We start from the raw sequence: 17,535 nt of genomic DNA on the forward strand, positions 1-17,535 counted from the left end.
GATGGATCGGCCGGTTACAAAACGTATAACGGTTTTGACACTGCAGAATATTTACCGGGAGAAGGGGAAAATAGCGGCCCTGACCTGTTATGACGCAACGTTTGCGGCGGTGCTGGAAAACGCGGGAGTTGATATTCTGCTGGTGGGAGATTCGCTCGGAAACGTGATACAGGGTCAGGCCAGTACTTTGCCGGTTACACTGGATGAAATGATCTACCACGTTCGCTGTGTAGAGCGCGGTACTCACAGCGTATTTATCCTGGCTGACATGCCGTTTGGTACGTTCCAGGTGTCTCCACGGGAAGCATTCAGGAATGCCGTTCGGTTAATGGCTGCCGGTGCGCAGATGGTTAAGGTTGAAGGGGGAAGGCATATGGCAGAAACCATAGAGTTTTTGACCTGTCGTGGCATTCCGGTATGTGCCCATATCGGGTTAATACCTCAGTCTGTCCACCAGTTAGGCGGCTACAAAATTCAAGGGAAAACACCTGATGGTGCCAGACAATTGCTGGAGGATGCACTGCTATTGCAAAAAGCAGGGGCGGCCATGCTTGTGATGGAGTTGATCCCGGCTGCACTGGGAGAGGAAATTACCCGGTCACTATCCATCCCGACTATCGGCATTGGTGCTGGTGCGGTATGTTCGGGACAGGTCTTGGTGTTGCACGATATGTTAGGCATCAGTAGTGGTACTTTGCCGCGTTTTGTCAAAAATTTCATGGCAGGTGCAGATAGTATTCAGGTGGCAGTCAGGAATTATGTGAAAGCAGTCAAAACCGGAGAATTTCCTGCGCATGAACATATGTTCTGACAGGTGCGATACGAATCATTTACGTGGAAATAATCACTGATATTGCATCGTTGCGTGTGCGGCTCCAAGATGAAGCTTCAATAGCCCTGGTGCCAACCATGGGTAATCTGCATGCGGGCCATTTATCTCTGGTGCGGATCGCTCAGCAGCATGCTGCTTGTACCGTCGTCAGTATCTTCGTCAATCGTTTGCAATTTGCTCCGCATGAAGATTATGACCGCTATCCACGTACCCAGGAGAACGATTGTCGCTTGCTGGAAGAATATGGTGTGGATATCGTATTTATTCCAGGTGAAAAAACACTTTTTCCTGTCCCGCAGGAATTTCAGTTACTGCTTCCACCTGTGGCAGATACGCTGGAAGGTGCTTGTCGCCCTGGATTTTTCCGTGGGGTGACAACGGTTGTATTGAAGCTGTTCAATATCGTGCAGCCACAGGTTGCAATATTCGGTGAAAAAGACTACCAGCAACTGCAGATTATCCGCAGGATGGTTGCTCAACTGAATCTGCCCGTAGAAATTATTGCTGGCCAGACGATACGGGCAGAAGACGGTCTGGCGCTCAGTTCACGTAATAATTACCTTGATAACATCCAGCGGCAGAAAGCGAGCGAGCTGGCTTGTAATCTGAAGAAAATTGGAGAAAGTATTGCTTCGGGTGAACGAAATTTTCCATCGTTAGAATGGTCTGCCATCGAAAGGCTGAATATGCACGGCTGGAAAGTTGACTATATTTCGGTACGCCAGAATCGCACGCTGTTACCGGCAACAGCATGCGATTCTGGTTTGGTCATATTGGGCGCGGCGTGGCTGGATCAAATTCGGCTGATCGACAATTTTCCGTTGGTATTGTCATAACAAGAATAATAATGGACTGGCTATCACAGCCATACCATCTTGCCCATTTCCAGTGGGTGAGTCAGCAGCGGGTGATAGGGGTAGACACGTAGATAATATTGCTGTCTGCCGCACAATTCCGGTATATGGTTCAGTTCGAACTGATGCTCGTTCGGCTCGATGATGCCGGTACATTCCAGCCGAAAATTCTGGAACTGATTAAGCCTGACTTTGTTGTATTGCCGCGAGAGCAGCAACTCCACGACGACATCTTCTGGTTGCAGGCCGTTTAACTTCACAGCGAGTTTAAAATGCAAGGCGTTACCAAATTCGAGCTGCTTGCTGGGTATGTCGAGTCGTCGCACACTTACGCCGTTCCATGCTGCATTTATTCGTGCTTTCCAGGCGGCAATATCTCTAGCGATTGCAAAATTATCCTGACTGTAGCCCGCCCCTTGCCGACTGGCGAGTGTGTAAAACTTCTGGATATATTCTCCAACCATTCGCCTGGTTCCGTATTGTGGCAACAGAGAGGTCATTGAATGTTTGGCCATGTTTACCCATTCGACCGAGTAACCAAACTTGCCGTGATCGTAATAGAGTGGAATGACTTGATCTTGCAGGATTTCGTAGAAAGCCCGACCTTCTTCGGCATCGCGTAATGAGGCTTCCAGATTCTCCGAAACTGGTTTGATTCCCCACCCGTTTTTGCCATCATAGCCTTCTCCCCACCAGCCATCCAGTATGCTCAGATTGAGTGTGCCATTGATTCCTGCTTTCATGCCTGATGTACCACTGGCTTCCAGTGGATAGATAGGGTTGTTGAGCCAGACATCAACGCCTGATACCAGTCGCCGGGCGAGGCGCAAATCATACCCTTCCACCAGCAGGATATGCCCTCTGAATTCTGGCATATCTGCGATCTGATAGATGTGTCGAATCAATTCCTGGCCAGGCAGATCGGCTGGATGGGCCTTGCCGGCAAAAACCAGTAATACCGGGCGTTCGGGGTCAAGCAGTAGTTTACGCAGCCAGTCAAGATCGCGAAACAGTAGTTTGGCGCGCTTGTAGGTAGCGAAACGGCGCGCAAAGCCCAGTGTCAATATATTCGGGTTGATCGGATCAGCAAATCTGAGCAGGCGATCAAGATGGGCTTCAGAGCCATGATTACGTAAATTCTGCTCGGTCAGGCGCGCGCGGATACCGTAAAACATTTGTGATTTCAGGCTCTGCCGTACACTCCAGAATATATGGTCCGGAATGTTATGAATGCCTGACCAGAATTCGGGGTCCTGTTGTTTGTTGCGCCATTGCGGGCCCAGGCGGCGGTCAAATAGATCCACCCATTCCTGTGCCAGAAATGTCGGTACATGGACGCCATTGGTAACATAGTCAATTGGATTTTCTTCTGGCTCGATCTGTGGCCACAAATCCCGACAAATATTGGCGGAGACATCTCGGTGGATTCTGCTGACGCCGTTATGCATGCGCGACATGCGAATGGCCAGCGCGGTCATGTTGAAGTCATGATTATTTGAAGTGTGACCAAGCGCCATGAATTCTTCCCGGGAAATTTTCAGTTCGTGATAAATTTCCTGAAAATAATGGTGCATCATGTCTTCCGGGAAATGATCGTGACCCGCCGGAACGGCCGTATGGGTGGTAAAGATTGTATTGACTGCTACCGCCTCTGTTGCGCTGGCAAAATCCAGCCCTTGTCGTACCAGCTCAAGAGCGCGTGCCAACATCATGAAGGCAGCATGGCCTTCATTACTATGCCAGATTGTGGGTTTGATATCCATTTCCCTGAGAGCGGCTACCCCGCCCACGCCGAGGATGATTTCCTGCTCGATGCGCATGGTGTTGTTTCCACCGTAAAGCTGGTGTGTGATCAGACGATCATGTTCGGAATTATCCGGAAGATCGGTATCGAGCAGATACAAACTGACATGTCCGATTTGTGCTCGCCATACTTTGACGGTAACGATCCGTCCGGGGAATTGCACAGATATTCTAACTTCCGAGCCATCATCATGTAGTACGGGTTTTACCGGCAGATCCTCGAAATCCGAGTCGCAGTAAACAGGCTGCTGATTACCGTGACCATCAATAGTCTGGAAGAAGTAGCCCTGCCGATAAAGCAGTCCAACTGCAACAAAAGGGAGACACAGATCGCTGGCAGCTTTGCAGTGATCGCCAGCAAGAATGCCAAGACCACCAGAATAAACCGGCAGGCTTTCATGAAAACCAAACTCAAAACAGAAATACGCAACCTGATCACGCACATTCAGCCCCTTAATGGTCTGGTGGCGAGAAGGCTCCGAATGATAGGAATCGTAAGCAGACAGAACACTATTGTAATGGCCGAGGAATGTCAGATCTTCTGCCGCCTGGAGTAGTGCGGATTCATTCACCCGTCTGAGAAACGCTTTGGGGCTGTGCCCTACAATTCCCCATAGCTGTGGATCAAGCCTCGAAAACAGGGCGCGTGTGGCCCGATCCCAGCTGTACCAGAGATTATTTGCTAGTTCCTCCAACCGATCCAAGCGTGCCGGTATTTTGGGGCTGATAGTAAGTGTAAATGCAGTGCGTTGAGTCATTCATTGAGCTCCTGTAGTAGATGAATCACGGACATTCAGATATTAAACAGGTGCTGGCGATAGTGTTTGAGTTCTTCTATTGAGTCGTAAATATCAGCCAGTGCTTCATGTTTACCTTGTTTGTTGAATCCCTGGGCAACTTCAGGTTTCCAGCGTTTGGCCAATTCCTTGAGTGTACTGACATCCAGATTGCGGTAATGAAAATAAGCTTCCAGTTGTGGCATGCATCTGGCTAGAAAACGTCGATCCTGGCAGATTGAATTTCCGCACATAGGCGAGATATCGGCCGGGACGTATGGCGCCAAGAATGCCAGCATGCGAGCTTCTGCTTCGGCTTCACTCAATGTTGAAGCCTTGACCCTATCGATCAGGCCAGATTTGCCGTGTGTGGACTGGTTCCATTTATCCATCCCGTTAAGGACACTGTCTGGTTGTGAAATGACCAGTACCGGTGCTTCAGCTACTGTGTTGAGTTGCGCGTCTGTGACGACCAGGGCGATTTCGATAATGCAGTCAGTATTCGGATTCAGACCGGTCATTTCCATGTCTATCCAGATAAGGTTGTTACTGTCTTGTGCCATAATTCTGAATGTTTGTTACGTGAATTTTCAAGATAGGATTGTGTCACATCCAAGTATACTCGTCGTGATCGGTCTGCTCCTCTGTTTTCCGGGGGTGCATAAAGAGTAAAATCCTAGCATGTCCTGTTCAGATACTTAATTTCCAGGTGGTTTTATGCATATTTTCACCATTGTTTTTATTCTTGTGCTGACATTGACTACGCTGGTGCAGTTGTGGCTGGCTACCCGGCACATACGCCATATAACAGCAAACCGCGACCAGGTTCCAGCTGCTTTCGCTTCACAAATTGAATTATCTGCTCACCAGAAAGCAGCTGATTATACCTGTGCAAAAGTACGCCTGAGTTATCCAGGCATACTGCTCAACACAGGTTTGTTGCTAGTGTTGACACTGGGTGGTGGATTGGAATTGCTGTCGGACTTCTGGTATTCCTGGTTCAGTGATCCGCTATGGCATGGGATGGTACTCATTTTTAGTGTATTAGCTCTGCTGAGTATAGTTGCAATCCCTTTTAATTATTACCGTACATTCGTTATTGAACAGCAATACGGATTCAACAAGATGACACGAGCCATGTTTTTTACTGATCTTGTCAAGCAGACTGTGGTGGTGGCATTGTTGGGTGCGCCATTGTTGTTGAGTGTCCTGTGGTTGATGGAAAAAACAGGAGATAATTGGTGGTTATATACTTGGTTGACCTGGATAGGTTTTAACCTGTTTCTACTGGCGGTTTATCCTAACTGGATTGCCCCGCTGTTCAACAAGTTTTCGCCGTTGGAAAATGATTTGCTCAAGGCTCGTATTGAAAATCTGTTGCGGAAGTGTGGTTTTGAATCCAGTGGGTTGTTCGTTATGGATGGCTCTCGTCGCAGCAGTCATGGTAATGCCTATTTTACCGGGTTTGGTAAAACCAAGCGGATTGTGTTCTTTGATACGTTGCTGAACCGTTTGGAAGCTGCGGAAATCGAAGCGGTGCTGGCACATGAGCTGGGCCATTTCAAACAGCATCATGTCATCAAGCGGATTGCACTGTCATTTGTAGTCAGCCTGTTGTTTCTATGGGTGTTGGGTTATCTAATGCAGCAACCGTGGTTCTATAATGGACTGGGTGTTCAGGTGACTGATGTGCCATCAACTGCCATGGCACTATTGCTGTTCTTTCTGGTGATGCCGGTATTTACCTTTTTGCTGCAACCATTATCCAGTATCTATTCACGCAAACATGAATTTGAGGCAGATGAATATGCAGCTCAGCAATCATCGGCGGCAGATATGATCCAGGCGCTGGTCAAGATGTATCAGGATAACGCTGCGACACTGACACCTGATCCGCTACATTCTGCTTTTTATGATTCGCACCCGCCAGCAGCAATTCGGGTTGCGCATCTCAAGAAAATAATCACAACAGGAGCTGCAGCATGACTAATATCTGTGACTTGGCTGACCGGAAATGTAAGCCGTGCGAGGGAGGAGTTCCTCCATTGAGGAAAGAAGAAGCTGAAAATTTGTTGAAGCAGTTGGAGCAGGGCTGGCAACTGGCAGATAACAGAATCAGGAGGACTTTTTCTTTCAAGAATTATTACCAGACGATGGCTTTTGTCAATGCGGTTGCCTGGGTATCACATCAGGAAGATCATCATCCGGATATGATGGTTGGTTATAACCAGTGCCGTGTAGAGTATACGACGCACGCCATTGGCGGATTATCGGAAAATGACTTTATCTGTGCGGCGAAAGTCGATATGTTGCTCATATCTTGAGAGCCAGAGATATTGGCGTAAATAAAGCCGGATCGCTATTGCTCGGCAGGGTAGTAGCAGCCTATGGCCGTCATTTTGAAGTCGAAACTGCACATACTATTTATTCCTGTGTTGTACGCGGTAAGAAAAAAGGAGTGGTATGTGGTGATTGGGTTGAAATACTTCCGACCACTGACGGCCAGGGTATTATCGAAACTATCCTGTCTCGTTCAAGCCTCTTTTATCGTAGCGAGCTCTTTCGTGAAAAACTGATCGCGGCCAATGTCACGCAGTTGATTTTTGTGCTGGCGGTTGTTCCAACTTGTAATTTTGAATTGCTTGATCGTTGTCTGATTGTTGCCGAAAACCAGGGAATCAAGCCGCTCATTATATTGAACAAGATCGACCTAATTGACAAGGATGTGCAAAGGCAGGTTGTTGCACAAAGCTTGGTGTTTTACCGGGAGCTGGGGTATCCCGTACTGGAGATCAGTGCGGAAGCCAACGCTCAGCCACTTGTTCCGTTCCTGGGCGGACAGATCAGTCTATTGGCGGGGCAATCTGGTGTGGGCAAATCCACGCTGCTTAACGCACTTATTCCAGTGGCGCAGCAGGCAACCGCAGAAATTTCCGATGCACTGGATAGCGGACGACACACGACTACCCATGTTCGTCTTTTTCATCTTGATACGAACAGTAGCATCATTGATTCCCCTGGTTTTCAGGAATTCGGTCTGCAACAACTGGATGAAGAATCACTGGCATGGGGGTTTGTCGAATTTCGTCCTTTTCTGAAACAGTGCAAATTCCGGAATTGCCGGCATGTTTCAGAGCCGGGTTGCAGATTATTACAAGCGGCGCAGGAAGGTATTCTTAATTCACGCCGGTTAGCTTGTTACTATAAGTTGATGAAGTGCAGAAAGGAATCCCTCCCTGGAGGGAGGTAAACAAAGGAAGCTGGCGATAAATAACCCGACAGGTGGTATTTGTCTGTTTTCCCGCCGGGCCCAGCCCCTGGTTACTCCAGGCCGATCAATTCCACATCAAATATCAGCGCTGAATCGGGAGGGATGACACCTCCGGCGCCATGGGTACCGTATGCCATGGCGGAGGGGATAATCAAGGTACGTTTTCCACCAACTTTCATACCCAGTACTCCCTGATCCCATCCTTTGATAACCCGTCCAGCACCAAGCAGGAATGAAAAGGGAGTGCCACGATCGTGAGAACTGTCAAATTTTATGCCTTTATGGTCTTCCGCAGTGGGATCATACAACCAGCCTGTATAGTGCACATTGGCGGTTTTGCCAATATCGGCTTCTTCTCCAGTACCAACCTTGGTATCTATTTTTTCCAGTGTTGTTACATCTGCAACATTTACGTAGTGTGGTGTCATGTGTTCCCCGGCAGCCTGGGCATTTATCGATAAAAATAGACATCCTGAAAGAACGATGCCCAATAGTTTTTTTACATTCATTATTACCTCTAAAAAGTAGTATTTACAGCTTGGTAGATTGGATAATTCGAGATTTGCTGGTGGAATTTACCCGTTTCACAGCACCATTCCGAACAGCAGAAATAATAAAGCAATTTCCACTTGTCAGGTTTATTCTGAAAACGGGACAGGTAAAGCAGAGGTGGTTCGTATCATCTTCATGCATGTGGCGGTGACCGCCATACTGTGCAAAGTTATGAAAAAGTACCAGTTTTGCGTTGCTCGATAAGTGGTAAAAAATGCTCTGCTGAAAGTGGGGGAGTGAATAAGAATCCCTGAACGTGATGGCAGTTGGCTTGTTTCAGAAAATCGAGTTGTGTTTGTGATTGAACACCTTCTGCTCGTATTTGCATGCCGAGATTCCGGGCAAGCGCAATAATGGCTGTAATGATTACGGAGCTGTCAGATTTGCTGGCGATATCCTGAACGAGTGGTTGACCGATCTTGATGGTATCGATGGGCAGGCGCCGCAGATGGTTGAGAGATGAGTAGCCGGTGCCAAAATTATCCATCACGATTTTTACACCCATTTTCTTTAGTTCGTTCAAGATTCTGGTGCTTCCATCTATATCCTGCATTAATACAGATTCATTAATTTCTAGCTCCAGTTTTGAAGGGTCAAGCCCCGTCGCATGTAATGCTTCAGCAACGTGATTAATTAACTGGAGCTGATCCAGTTCTATGGCAGAAAGGTTGACTGCAATGAAAGCGGGTTCAAGGCCGGCATCTTGCCAAGATTTGGCTTGTCTGCAAGCTTCATGTAATACCCATTTGCCTATTTTGACAATGGAGCCGGATTCAATAGCCAGAGGAACAAATTTATCTGGAGGAATGAGTCCGAGTTCCGGATGACGCCAGCGGACCAGTGCTTCGACTCCGATAATTTTTCCGGTCATGAGATCAATCACCGGTTGATAATGTAGAACGAGTTCTTTGTCATTAATGATTTTCTGCAATGATTGCTCAATCTTGACCTTTTGTAACGAAGCTTCACCAATTTCCCGGGCATAGAATCTATAGGTATTAGGCCAGATTTTTCGGGTAAAAGATGATGCATTTTCGGCATTGGCCAGCAGCACCTCAATTTCCCTGCCATCGCGAGGATAGAGGCAGATTCCTATCGTCAGGGTGATATAAAATTCAAGATCATTAATGATAAAAGGTGTGGTGGCGAGCTTTAGCAACTGGTTTGCGAATATCTGTGCTTGGCTGGTGTTGGCCAGGCTGGTTTTGAGAAAAACAAAATTACCTCCTTCGGTGCGTGCCAGAATACAGCTGTTGTCGGAGTAGATGGATAAACGGCTGGCGAATTGTTGTATTAGCTGATCATTGATGCTGTAGCCATATTTACTATTGATGCGTGACAAACGGTTGATATCGATGAAATAAATAGCAGCGATCATGCCATCAATCACAGCGTTGTTTGACAGCAGTGCAGCTGCTTTTTCACAAAACAGATTGTGTTTGGGCAGGCCGGTCAGTTCATCATAATAGGTCATACGGTAAATATGGCTATCGGCCTGACGTTTCCTGCGTTTCAGATCCATGAGCTCAAAACCTCGATTGATAGCCAGTATCAGCCGCGTCGAATGTCCTTTTGGTACACAGTCACTTGCCCCGTTGCGTAATGCCGAGAGTATTACTTGCTCATCTGTTATCGAGGTGTACAGAATAAAGGGTGTCGTTTGGTGGCGGGTTTTAAGCAGATCCAGCACTTGCAAGGCATCAAATCCAGCCATTGAATATTCTGCAATGACTGCATCCCAGCTTGATGTATCCAATGCCGCCCGGACGTCGGGTAAACTGTTTGCATGTTGGTAAATCAGCTGTTTTCCGTTACGACTAAAATCGGTACTTAGCTGATTTACATCAGCTTTGGAATGGCCGATGATTAAAAGTTTTAATTTTCCATATGACATTTCAGATTCTTCCTGGTGTGATATCTTCCGGTATCGACCCGGACAGGAAAAACTTGATTCTGTGGAAAGGGTGAAAAACCTGGTTTATGTGGTAATCAATTCGTTGTGCGACGCAATTGTGCCAGGCGTGCTAGCTCGAAGTGTATGAAAGCCAGTGCGGTCAGAGTGGGTGCAAAAAAATTTAAAAATGGTATGAATTGTAGCAACCCTGTCAGAAAACCCAGACTCCAGCGTGCCGGTCGATTCATGGTTGATAGCTTGTTTAGCTCGGAGTTGTCTGCATGGTCACACAGCGCATCATAGAAAAACAGCCGCTGATTCAAATAAGCTGCCGCCAGCAGAGGCCCCAGCAGGCCAATTCCGGTAAACCATAAAGGGATGGTTGCTATCCAGATTACGATAAAAATCGCGATGGCCAATAGGACATTGCGCAGGCTGCCGGTGATTGTTCCACCCCGCATCGGAGCCAGATCAGGGTAGTAGCGTTTTGCTACAAAACTGACCAGAGCTGGCATGGTAAACAATGCGGTAATCACCAGGCTGGTTGTGATCGTTAATATCATGAAAATGATCAGGTTGATCACAGTCTCCACCCCGTCAGCGATCACCTGCAGATGTGAAGTTTCCAGCCAGTTCTGGAGCGTATCTACCGGGATGACAGTCAGCAGCCAGCCTGATAGTGGCGTCCAGAAAAACATCCCGATCAGCCACCAGAAAATAGCCGATACCAATATGGGCCAACTCCACAGCCATAACATGCGTGGATTAAAAAGGTTAATTGAGGCTCTTGAAAGCGCGCTGAATAATCCAGACATCAAAAATCTCCCCGGTCAGACATTAAACTCTTGATTCAAAAAACGTACACCGCAGTTTCCAATTAAAATAGTGCGGGCCTTTTCTGTTTTCGTAAAAATGCCTGCCTATCATGTGCTTTTCCAGAGCGGCGTATACTTGAAACCTTTATTAAAGGATGCAGCCTAATGGGCAATATAAGAGCTGTACACCTCAAAATAACTGTATCACGGATATATGAGGAGCAATGAGTGAAAAAGGTCGATTGGCTTTATCTGTCTCTGATTTTAACCGGAATAACAATGAGTGACGTTTCATGGAGTTATAGCCATGGTCATAACCATAGTAGATATTCTCATGGACATCGTCATTATTCGAGTCGGCCTAATTTTTCTCTGGGTGTCGGCTTGGCTGGTTCATTCGGGTCTTATGGCCATTTTAGCTATCCTGGCCGGAATATCGGGATTTATGGGGACTTTGTCTACGGGCGGCATTATTATCCCTATTACCGGCAACCTTACTACCGTCCCTACGGTTACCTGGACAACCGCTTTTACTGGCCCGCTTATCCTCCCGTCGTATATCCTCCGGTTGTGATTGTGCCGCCTGATCCACCTATTTATATCCAGCAGCAACAGCCTGTCCAGCCGGCACCCCCCCCGCCACCCCCTGAATCAGCCGTGACGAATTACTGGTATTATTGCGAGAACCCCGCCGGCTATTATCCGGAAGTGGAACGCTGCCCGGGTGGATGGATAAAAGTTCCTCCCAGACCTGCCCAATAATACAGGAGCATACAATGCGTTACTTCTCCAGATTAATTGTTTTTCCAGTTGCGATCCTTCTTGTGGCCTGTGTGAATGTACCAACCGGACCAAGTGTCATGATATTACCGGGTAATGGTAAAAGTTTTGATCAGTTTCGCAGTGATGATTATTTGTGTCGACAGTTTGCCAGCCAGCAAACCGATTTCCAGACACCCAGGAGTTCAGCGGCATCCAGCGGCATGGAAAGCGCTGCTGTTGGTGCGGCGCTAGGAGCTGCTGCGGGAGCGGCGTTTGGTGGTGGGCGTGGTGCTGCTGTTGGTGCGGGAGCAGGTCTGCTGGGAGGCGGACTGGTAGGCAGTGGTACTGCGCAGTCGTCTGGTTCTATTAGTCAGGAGCGTTATGATATTGCCTATATCCAGTGCATGTATGCCAATGGTCATCGTGTTCCGGTTTCTGCCGGGCTGATTGAAGGATCGGGCGGGAATGTAAACCAGGGAACTTATTCCTATCCACCTGCTGCTCCGGGCAGATATATTCCTCCACCGCCGTCGGGTTATCCGCCATCACCGCCACCATATTGATACATTTGCATCAGTAAGCCATGCGAATACATTTCATTGATTTTATGTGTTAAAATAAAAAATTGGAATGCCTGTAAGCAGTTCTAAATGCCGTATGGTTTCGAACAGGGACCAGGATATTCCGTTTTGAGAATGTCGTTTTAATGAATCTTAGTTAAGGAGAAACACATGGCATCAAAAGCTATTTTCTATCATGCCGGTTGTCCTGTCTGTGTGTCTGCTGAACAGGCTGTCGCCAATGCTATTGATCCTTCAAAATATACAGTTGAAAATGTACACTTGGGTACGGATAAATCACGTATCGGTGAAGCTGAAGCAGCTGGAGTAAAATCAGTTCCAGCGCTTGTAATCGACGGAGCGGCATTCCATATCAATTTTGGTGCCGGTATTGACGATCTGAAATAACAATAATAATTAATTTCTGCAAGCAGTAACTCAAGTTAGCTGCTTGCATTCTGAAGGGGCCTTTTCTCTAAGGCCCCTTTTTAATTTTCGGACTCCATTCTGGAGTGTTCCAGAACAGCAGCAAAGAAGCCGTCAGTATTGTGGTATAGCGGTGAGAGCTGTAAAAATTCACCTGTATCAGGCAAGTTGATTTTTTGTTGTGTAAGCAGCTCTCCACAATTAAGTATGGAAAATTGTGGATGATCTGCTAAAAAGCGTTCAATTACCTGCTGATTCTCTTCTGGCAACAGACTGCAGGTTGCATAAACTAGACGCCCTCCCGATTTTAGCAATTTTGCGGCGGCCGTAAGAATGGCCATTTGTTTTTTCTGCAGCTCATTGATACTTTTCGGACTTTGTCGCCACTTTAAGTCAGGATTACGGCGTAAAGTGCCCAGTCCGCTGCAGGGGGCATCGACTAATACCCGGTCAATTTTTCCCGCTAATCGTTTCAGCTTGATATCTTTTTCGCTATCAATGTGTTGCGGGTGAACGTTCGATAATCCAGAGCGTTTGAGCCGGGGTTTGAGGTTGTTGAGCCGCTTTTCAGAAATATCAAAAGCATACAGGCGCCCGCGAGAATGCATCAATGCGCCGAGCAGCAATGTTTTACCTCCCGCGCCAGCACAAAAGTCTACTACCATCTCGCCTCGCTTGGGTGCCAGCAGAAAACCGAGAATCTGGCTGCCTTCATCCTGCACTTCAATTTTTCCGGAAAGGAACAATGCGTTCCGGTTGATTGCTGGATTGCCAGTGAGGCGGATACCAACGGGAGAGAAGGGCGTGGGCTGAGCTTCAATTTCTTCTTGTTTTAGTGCAGCAATTACTTCTTCACGTTTTGCAAGTAGGCTGTTGACACGTATATCCAATGGAGCGGGTTGTTGCAAAACTTGGCCAAGATACAAAATATCTTCATCCGACCAGGATTGCTGCAATTTTCCCACCAGCCATTCCGGGAACTCTGCCCGTATGAACAGTGGTTGTTCCTCCAGTTTTACCGCTTTGATTTGTTGGATCCATTTGGATTCCACCTCCCGGATGAGTGGGGTTAATTCCCGTAGATTCATACCTTGGAATCTGGCCAGATAGGCTAATACCAGTTCACGAGCAGTTGCTTTTCCGGTCAGTACTTCCAGGAAAAATCGATGTCTCAGGATTCCAAAGACAGTTTCTGCAATCATGCTCCGACCATTTTGTCCCAGCTGTGGATAATCCCGGAAAAACTGTCGCAGTAGCACATCTGCCGGAGCTTGTAGAGGTAACACCTTGCGTACGGCGATAATCAGCAGATTCAGTCGTTCGGGAGTCAGGCGCATAAGCAGTTTAAATGGGTCATTGTGTGGAACTTGCTGGAGACTTGTAGTCTATTTTAGTAACTAGCTGGTCTACTTCCATCCCGCTTTTTTCTGTCGAAATAATACGTACTGGCAGCATATGATGATCCGTTGCTAGCCAGATTTTCTTGCGGAACGCATCACCTGGCTCTTGTTGTTTCGTCAGTACGATCGTGGCCAGTTTTCCCATTGGTGTATCCAGTGTTTCATGGGTAACAGCATAGTGAACCGGGCGCAGAACGCGGTAATCGGTTTCGTATATGGTCAGCGTCTGTTTGGGATGGGCGGTGAAAATGAAGTGATAAGCAAGACTTAATTCATCCAGTGTTCCTTTTGGCAGATTCTCTATCATCTCACGGCCTTTACGGCGATAAATGATGCGCTCCTTGCCCCAGTCAAATTCAACCGTGCGTGCAGGTTTTCCGCCACGTTGGTCTGAAAAGTGTAGAGGCTTCATTCCTTCGCCCGGAATAATCATGCCCTCACTGTGGCGAAGAATGCTGCCACGTTTGATCAGTTTAAGAAACCCGCTGGCTGAAATTTCGCTGCTAAGGGTGTAATGCTGAGCTCCGTTTTGGTTTTGTATAAGCAGAGTTTCATGTGCTTTGCCCTGACCAATAAGACCGTTGAGTACATAGTCGATATCAATACGTTCAGGCAAATCAGCAGCGCAAGTAATACTGCTTATCCAGAACAGGATTATGGGAAATAAAAATTTCATGACGTGATCCCGGGAGAATATAGAACTTTCTGACTATCACAGGCTATTCCAGTTTCAACATGATTTTCTATCAAGGTCAATTGTCCCTGCAGAAACCAGTTTGCTGCTTGCGGATAAATGCGGTGTTCCTGCGTCAGCACTCTCGCCGCCAGCGTTGCTGGCGTATCATCAGCTAGTACCGGTATGGCGGCTTGGATAATGATGGGGCCATGATCCAGTTGCGAGGTGACGAAATGAACTGTGCAACCATGAATTTTGACTCCTTCCTGCAGAGCTCGTGTATGGGTATCCAGTCCGGGGAATGCTGGCAACAGAGAAGGGTGAATATTAATCAGCCGGCCCTGGTAATGGTCAACAAATGTTTCTGACAGGATACGCATGAAGCCGGCGAGCGCAACCAGGTGAGGCTGGTATGAATCAATGATTTCCGCCAGAGCATTATCAAAAGTTTTCCGATCAGGGAAAGCATGATGATCAATCGCATGGGCTGGAATACCGTGTTCGCGGGCAAACGCCAATCCTTCTGCTGTCGGATTATTGCTGATTACTGCTGCAACTGGTAGCCCGGCCTTCAGTAACGCTTGCATATTGCTACCGCGACCGGAAATAAGGATCACCATTGATTTCATGATCCTTTCCTTCAGGTAATGACGATAGATGGCGTTCCAGATTTACGCGATTTGATATCACCGATTTGCCACACGGTTTCACCACCGCTGCGCAGGATATTAGTGGCAGTCAAAGCATGCTCCGGTGCTACGATTACAATCATGCCAATTCCACAATTAAAAACATGCAGCATTTCCTCGTCCGTGACATTGCCATGTTGTTGCAGCCAGTCAAACAGGGGAGGGCGCACCCAGGCACTCTGGTCGATATGGGCCATGACGCTATCTGGCAAGATACGTGGAATATTCTCAAGCAGCCCACCGCCGGTAATATGCGCCAATCCTTTGACGGGCAATTCTGCCAGTAATGCCAGTATTGATTTCACATAAATTCGAGTCGGTGCCAGGAGCGCATCTACGAGCCAGGTTTCATCAAGCCCAGTATCAGGTTGCCCTGCATGACGATCAAGTATTTTGCGGATCAGTGAAAATCCATTGGAATGCGGCCCGCTTGAGGCGATCCCCAGCACAAGATCGTTTTCTCGGATGCTGGAGCCATCGATGATCTGATTTTTTTCCACTACACCTACAGCAAAACCAGCCAAATCATATTCGCCTTCCGGGTACATGCCAGGCATCTCTGCTGTTTCCCCGCCAATCAGCGCACAGCCGGCTTGCTCACAGCCGTGCGCAATGCCTTGAATCACCTGTGCAGCAGTTTCTACATCCAGTTTGCCACAGGCAAAATAATCCAGAAAGAATAGTGGTTCAGCACCTTGTACCAGAATATCGTTCACACTCATGGCAACCAGATCAATGCCAATAGTTGCATGTCGTGCATACTGGAATGCCAGCTTGAGTTTGGTGCCGACTCCATCCGTTCCGGATACCAGTACCGGTTGTCGATATTTTCCAGGGACTTCGAACAATGCACCAAATCCACCGATCCCTCCCAGCGCTTCCGGGCGCAGGGTGCGCTGTGCAAAAGGTTTGATTATCTCCACCAGGCGGTTTCCCGCATCGATATCAACACCGGATGCGCGGTAGGAAATCTGGTTTTTGTCAGGATCTGTGAAATTGGATACAGTCAAGTTGAGTTCTCGCAGTGTTAAGGCTAGAGTGGAGTTTTTAAGGCATGATTTTACCGTATTGAGGCATAATTTACCGTAAATGGACAACAAATATTCCCCGGATTCCCGTTTCCTCTGGTATCTGGCGCTCATTGGCATTATCAGCGCCCTGATTTATCTGCTTAGCCCCATTCTCACGCCTTTTTTACTGGCAGCAGTCATTGCCTATATTTGTAATCCTCTGGTTACCTGGCTTGAAGTCAGAAGAGTTCCCAGGACGCTGAGTACCGTTTTTGTCATGCTGATGGCAATCGGTATTTTTATCACCATGATTTTGATTATGTTGCCATTGTTTGAAAAAGAGATCTCGCGCCTGATTGAGCGCATCCCTTCTTTTCTTGATCTGCTTAGTAATCGTCTCATTCCCTGGGTGGAAGGAAATTTTGATATTGAATTGCAGATCGATGTTGAGATGCTCAAGCAACTGCTGACAGAACACTGGCAAAGTGCAGGTGGAGTGGCTGCCAGGGCACTGCCAACCTTGAAAAGTGGTGGGCTGGCGATACTGGGATTTTTAATAAATCTGGTATTAGTACCAGTGGTGCTGTTCTACATGCTGCGAGACTGGAATATTCTGATTAAACAAGTGGGGGAGTTAATTCCGCCGACTTGGCAAAAACAAATCTTTGCTCTGTCCAGAGAAACAGACGATGTGCTGGCTGAATTTATGCGTGGAGAAATAGCGGTAATCACCATCATGAGTATCTATTACGTGACAGGGCTATGGCTGGTTGGGCTGGAATTCGCCTTGCCGATCGGGTTGCTATCCGGTGTGCTGGTATTTGTGCCCTATCTGGGAACAATAACTGGCCTGACATTGGCGACTCTCGCTGCTCTGACACAATTTCAGGAATGGAGCAGTGTAATAATAATCTGGGCTGTGATTGGATCAGGGCAACTGCTGGAAGGTATGCTGATTACTCCCCGGCTGGTGGGAGAGCGGATTGGTTTACACCCGGTAGCAGTAATCTTTTCATTAATGGCGTTTGGCCAGTTATTTGGTTTTATCGGAATTCTGCTGGCGCTGCCGGTCAGCGCGGTTTTGCTGGTTCTGCTGAGGCGCCTGCATGCGCATTATATGGAAGCCATGATAGAATGACCGCAGCGGAGTGATGTGAATAGATGCGCTGACCTGTTTCGCTTCCCAAATTACTGAATTATGCTTGCTCTGACGAG

18 protein-coding genes are annotated in these 17,535 nt (G+C 47.6%); 9 read left to right on the forward strand and 9 right to left on the reverse strand.

Annotation, left to right across the window (positions count from 1 at the left end; genetic code table 11):
* Position 1 precedes the first annotated feature (1 nt).
* Together panB and panC are read left to right on the forward strand one after the other, a co-directional pair.
* A complete protein-coding gene (panB, locus tag ABF86_RS01625; RefSeq protein WP_074685349.1) occupies positions 2–811 on the forward strand; it encodes a 3-methyl-2-oxobutanoate hydroxymethyltransferase in 810 nt (269 codons plus the stop codon).
* 23 nt (positions 812–834) lie between these two features.
* Positions 835–1,668, forward strand: a complete 834-nt coding sequence (gene panC, locus ABF86_RS01630; protein ID WP_074685351.1) for a pantoate--beta-alanine ligase — start codon at positions 835–837, stop codon at positions 1,666–1,668.
* A 23-nt stretch (positions 1,669–1,691) separates the two neighbouring features.
* Here the strand turns inward: panC and glgP are convergent, their stop codons facing one another.
* Both glgP and orn read right to left on the reverse strand, forming a co-directional pair.
* A complete protein-coding gene (gene glgP / locus ABF86_RS01635) occupies positions 1,692–4,247 on the reverse strand; it encodes an alpha-glucan family phosphorylase (protein ID WP_074685353.1) in 2,556 nt (851 codons plus the stop codon).
* A gap of 35 nt (positions 4,248–4,282) precedes the next feature.
* A complete protein-coding gene (orn, locus tag ABF86_RS01640) occupies positions 4,283–4,828 on the reverse strand; it encodes an oligoribonuclease (protein WP_074685354.1) in 546 nt (181 codons plus the stop codon).
* 154 nt (positions 4,829–4,982) lie between these two features.
* Between orn and ABF86_RS01645 the strand changes: the two genes are divergently transcribed.
* The 3 genes from ABF86_RS01645 to rsgA are packed head-to-tail and all read left to right on the forward strand — an operon-like array spanning position 4,983 to position 7,515.
* Positions 4,983–6,251 carry a M48 family metallopeptidase gene (locus tag ABF86_RS01645; RefSeq protein ID WP_074685356.1) on the forward strand — a complete coding sequence of 423 codons (1,269 nt, stop codon included), beginning with the start codon at positions 4,983–4,985 and terminating at the stop codon, positions 6,249–6,251.
* Complete coding sequence (locus tag ABF86_RS01650; protein WP_074685358.1) at positions 6,248–6,589, forward strand: 4a-hydroxytetrahydrobiopterin dehydratase; 342 nt, start codon at positions 6,248–6,250, stop codon at positions 6,587–6,589. The genes ABF86_RS01645 and ABF86_RS01650 overlap by 4 nt, the downstream gene beginning before the upstream one ends.
* Positions 6,586–7,515, forward strand: a complete 930-nt coding sequence (gene rsgA / locus ABF86_RS01655; RefSeq protein ID WP_074685360.1) for a ribosome small subunit-dependent GTPase A — start codon at positions 6,586–6,588, stop codon at positions 7,513–7,515. Before ABF86_RS01650 ends, rsgA begins: the two co-directional genes overlap by 4 nt.
* A 71-nt stretch (positions 7,516–7,586) precedes the next feature.
* Here the strand turns inward: rsgA and ABF86_RS01660 are convergent, their stop codons facing one another.
* From ABF86_RS01660 to ABF86_RS01670, 3 genes are all read right to left on the reverse strand, one after another.
* The gene (locus ABF86_RS01660) at positions 7,587–8,045 is read right to left on the reverse strand and encodes an FKBP-type peptidyl-prolyl cis-trans isomerase (RefSeq protein WP_011635279.1); all 459 of its coding nucleotides are present in this window, start codon (positions 8,043–8,045) and stop codon (positions 7,587–7,589) included.
* A 212-nt stretch (positions 8,046–8,257) separates the two neighbouring features.
* Positions 8,258–9,982: an EAL domain-containing protein gene (locus tag ABF86_RS01665; RefSeq protein WP_011635278.1), complete on the reverse strand. Its 1,725-nt coding sequence runs from the start codon at positions 9,980–9,982 to the stop codon at positions 8,258–8,260.
* Positions 9,983–10,077: 95 nt separating this feature from the next.
* The gene (locus tag ABF86_RS01670) at positions 10,078–10,797 is read right to left on the reverse strand and encodes an EI24 domain-containing protein (protein WP_011635277.1); all 720 of its coding nucleotides are present in this window, start codon (positions 10,795–10,797) and stop codon (positions 10,078–10,080) included.
* Positions 10,798–11,076: 279 nt separating this feature from the next.
* On the opposite strand from ABF86_RS01670, the gene ABF86_RS01675 reads away from it, so the two are divergent.
* The 3 genes from ABF86_RS01675 to ABF86_RS01685 all read left to right on the forward strand — a co-directional run bounded on the left by ABF86_RS01675 (position 11,077) and on the right by ABF86_RS01685 (position 12,527).
* Positions 11,077–11,559, forward strand: a complete 483-nt coding sequence (locus ABF86_RS01675; protein WP_193565655.1) for a hypothetical protein — start codon at positions 11,077–11,079, stop codon at positions 11,557–11,559.
* 14 nt (positions 11,560–11,573) lie between these two features.
* Positions 11,574–12,122 (forward strand): YMGG-like glycine zipper-containing protein, encoded by a 549-nt coding sequence (locus ABF86_RS01680; protein WP_011635275.1) that lies wholly within the window; start codon positions 11,574–11,576, stop codon positions 12,120–12,122.
* 168 nt (positions 12,123–12,290) lie between these two features.
* A complete protein-coding gene (locus tag ABF86_RS01685) occupies positions 12,291–12,527 on the forward strand; it encodes a thioredoxin family protein (protein ID WP_011635274.1) in 237 nt (78 codons plus the stop codon).
* Positions 12,528–12,607: 80 nt separating this feature from the next.
* On the opposite strand, the gene ABF86_RS01690 is transcribed toward ABF86_RS01685, so the two are convergent.
* The 4 genes from ABF86_RS01690 to purM are packed head-to-tail and all read right to left on the reverse strand — an operon-like array spanning position 12,608 to position 16,320.
* Positions 12,608–13,882 (reverse strand): RsmB/NOP family class I SAM-dependent RNA methyltransferase, encoded by a 1,275-nt coding sequence (locus ABF86_RS01690; RefSeq protein ID WP_074685364.1) that lies wholly within the window; start codon positions 13,880–13,882, stop codon positions 12,608–12,610.
* Positions 13,883–13,898: 16 nt separating this feature from the next.
* Positions 13,899–14,621: a DUF3108 domain-containing protein gene (locus tag ABF86_RS01695; RefSeq protein WP_074685366.1), complete on the reverse strand. Its 723-nt coding sequence runs from the start codon at positions 14,619–14,621 to the stop codon at positions 13,899–13,901.
* Positions 14,618–15,250 carry a phosphoribosylglycinamide formyltransferase gene (gene purN, locus ABF86_RS01700; protein ID WP_074685368.1) on the reverse strand — a complete coding sequence of 211 codons (633 nt, stop codon included), beginning with the start codon at positions 15,248–15,250 and terminating at the stop codon, positions 14,618–14,620. The genes ABF86_RS01695 and purN overlap by 4 nt, the downstream gene beginning before the upstream one ends.
* Before the next feature lie 11 nt (positions 15,251–15,261).
* Positions 15,262–16,320 carry a phosphoribosylformylglycinamidine cyclo-ligase gene (gene purM, locus ABF86_RS01705; RefSeq protein WP_074685370.1) on the reverse strand — a complete coding sequence of 353 codons (1,059 nt, stop codon included), beginning with the start codon at positions 16,318–16,320 and terminating at the stop codon, positions 15,262–15,264.
* Positions 16,321–16,399: 79 nt separating this feature from the next.
* Here purM and ABF86_RS01710 point away from each other — a divergent pair, with 79 nt between their 5' ends.
* Positions 16,400–17,458, forward strand: coding sequence for an AI-2E family transporter (locus tag ABF86_RS01710; protein ID WP_074685372.1), 1,059 nt, complete (start codon positions 16,400–16,402; stop codon positions 17,456–17,458).
* Positions 17,459–17,535: the final 77 nt, after the last annotated feature.

The sequence above is a fragment of the Nitrosomonas sp. GH22 genome (genome assembly GCF_009833115.1).
Taxonomy (GTDB): Bacteria; Pseudomonadota; Gammaproteobacteria; order Burkholderiales; family Nitrosomonadaceae; genus Nitrosomonas; species Nitrosomonas eutropha.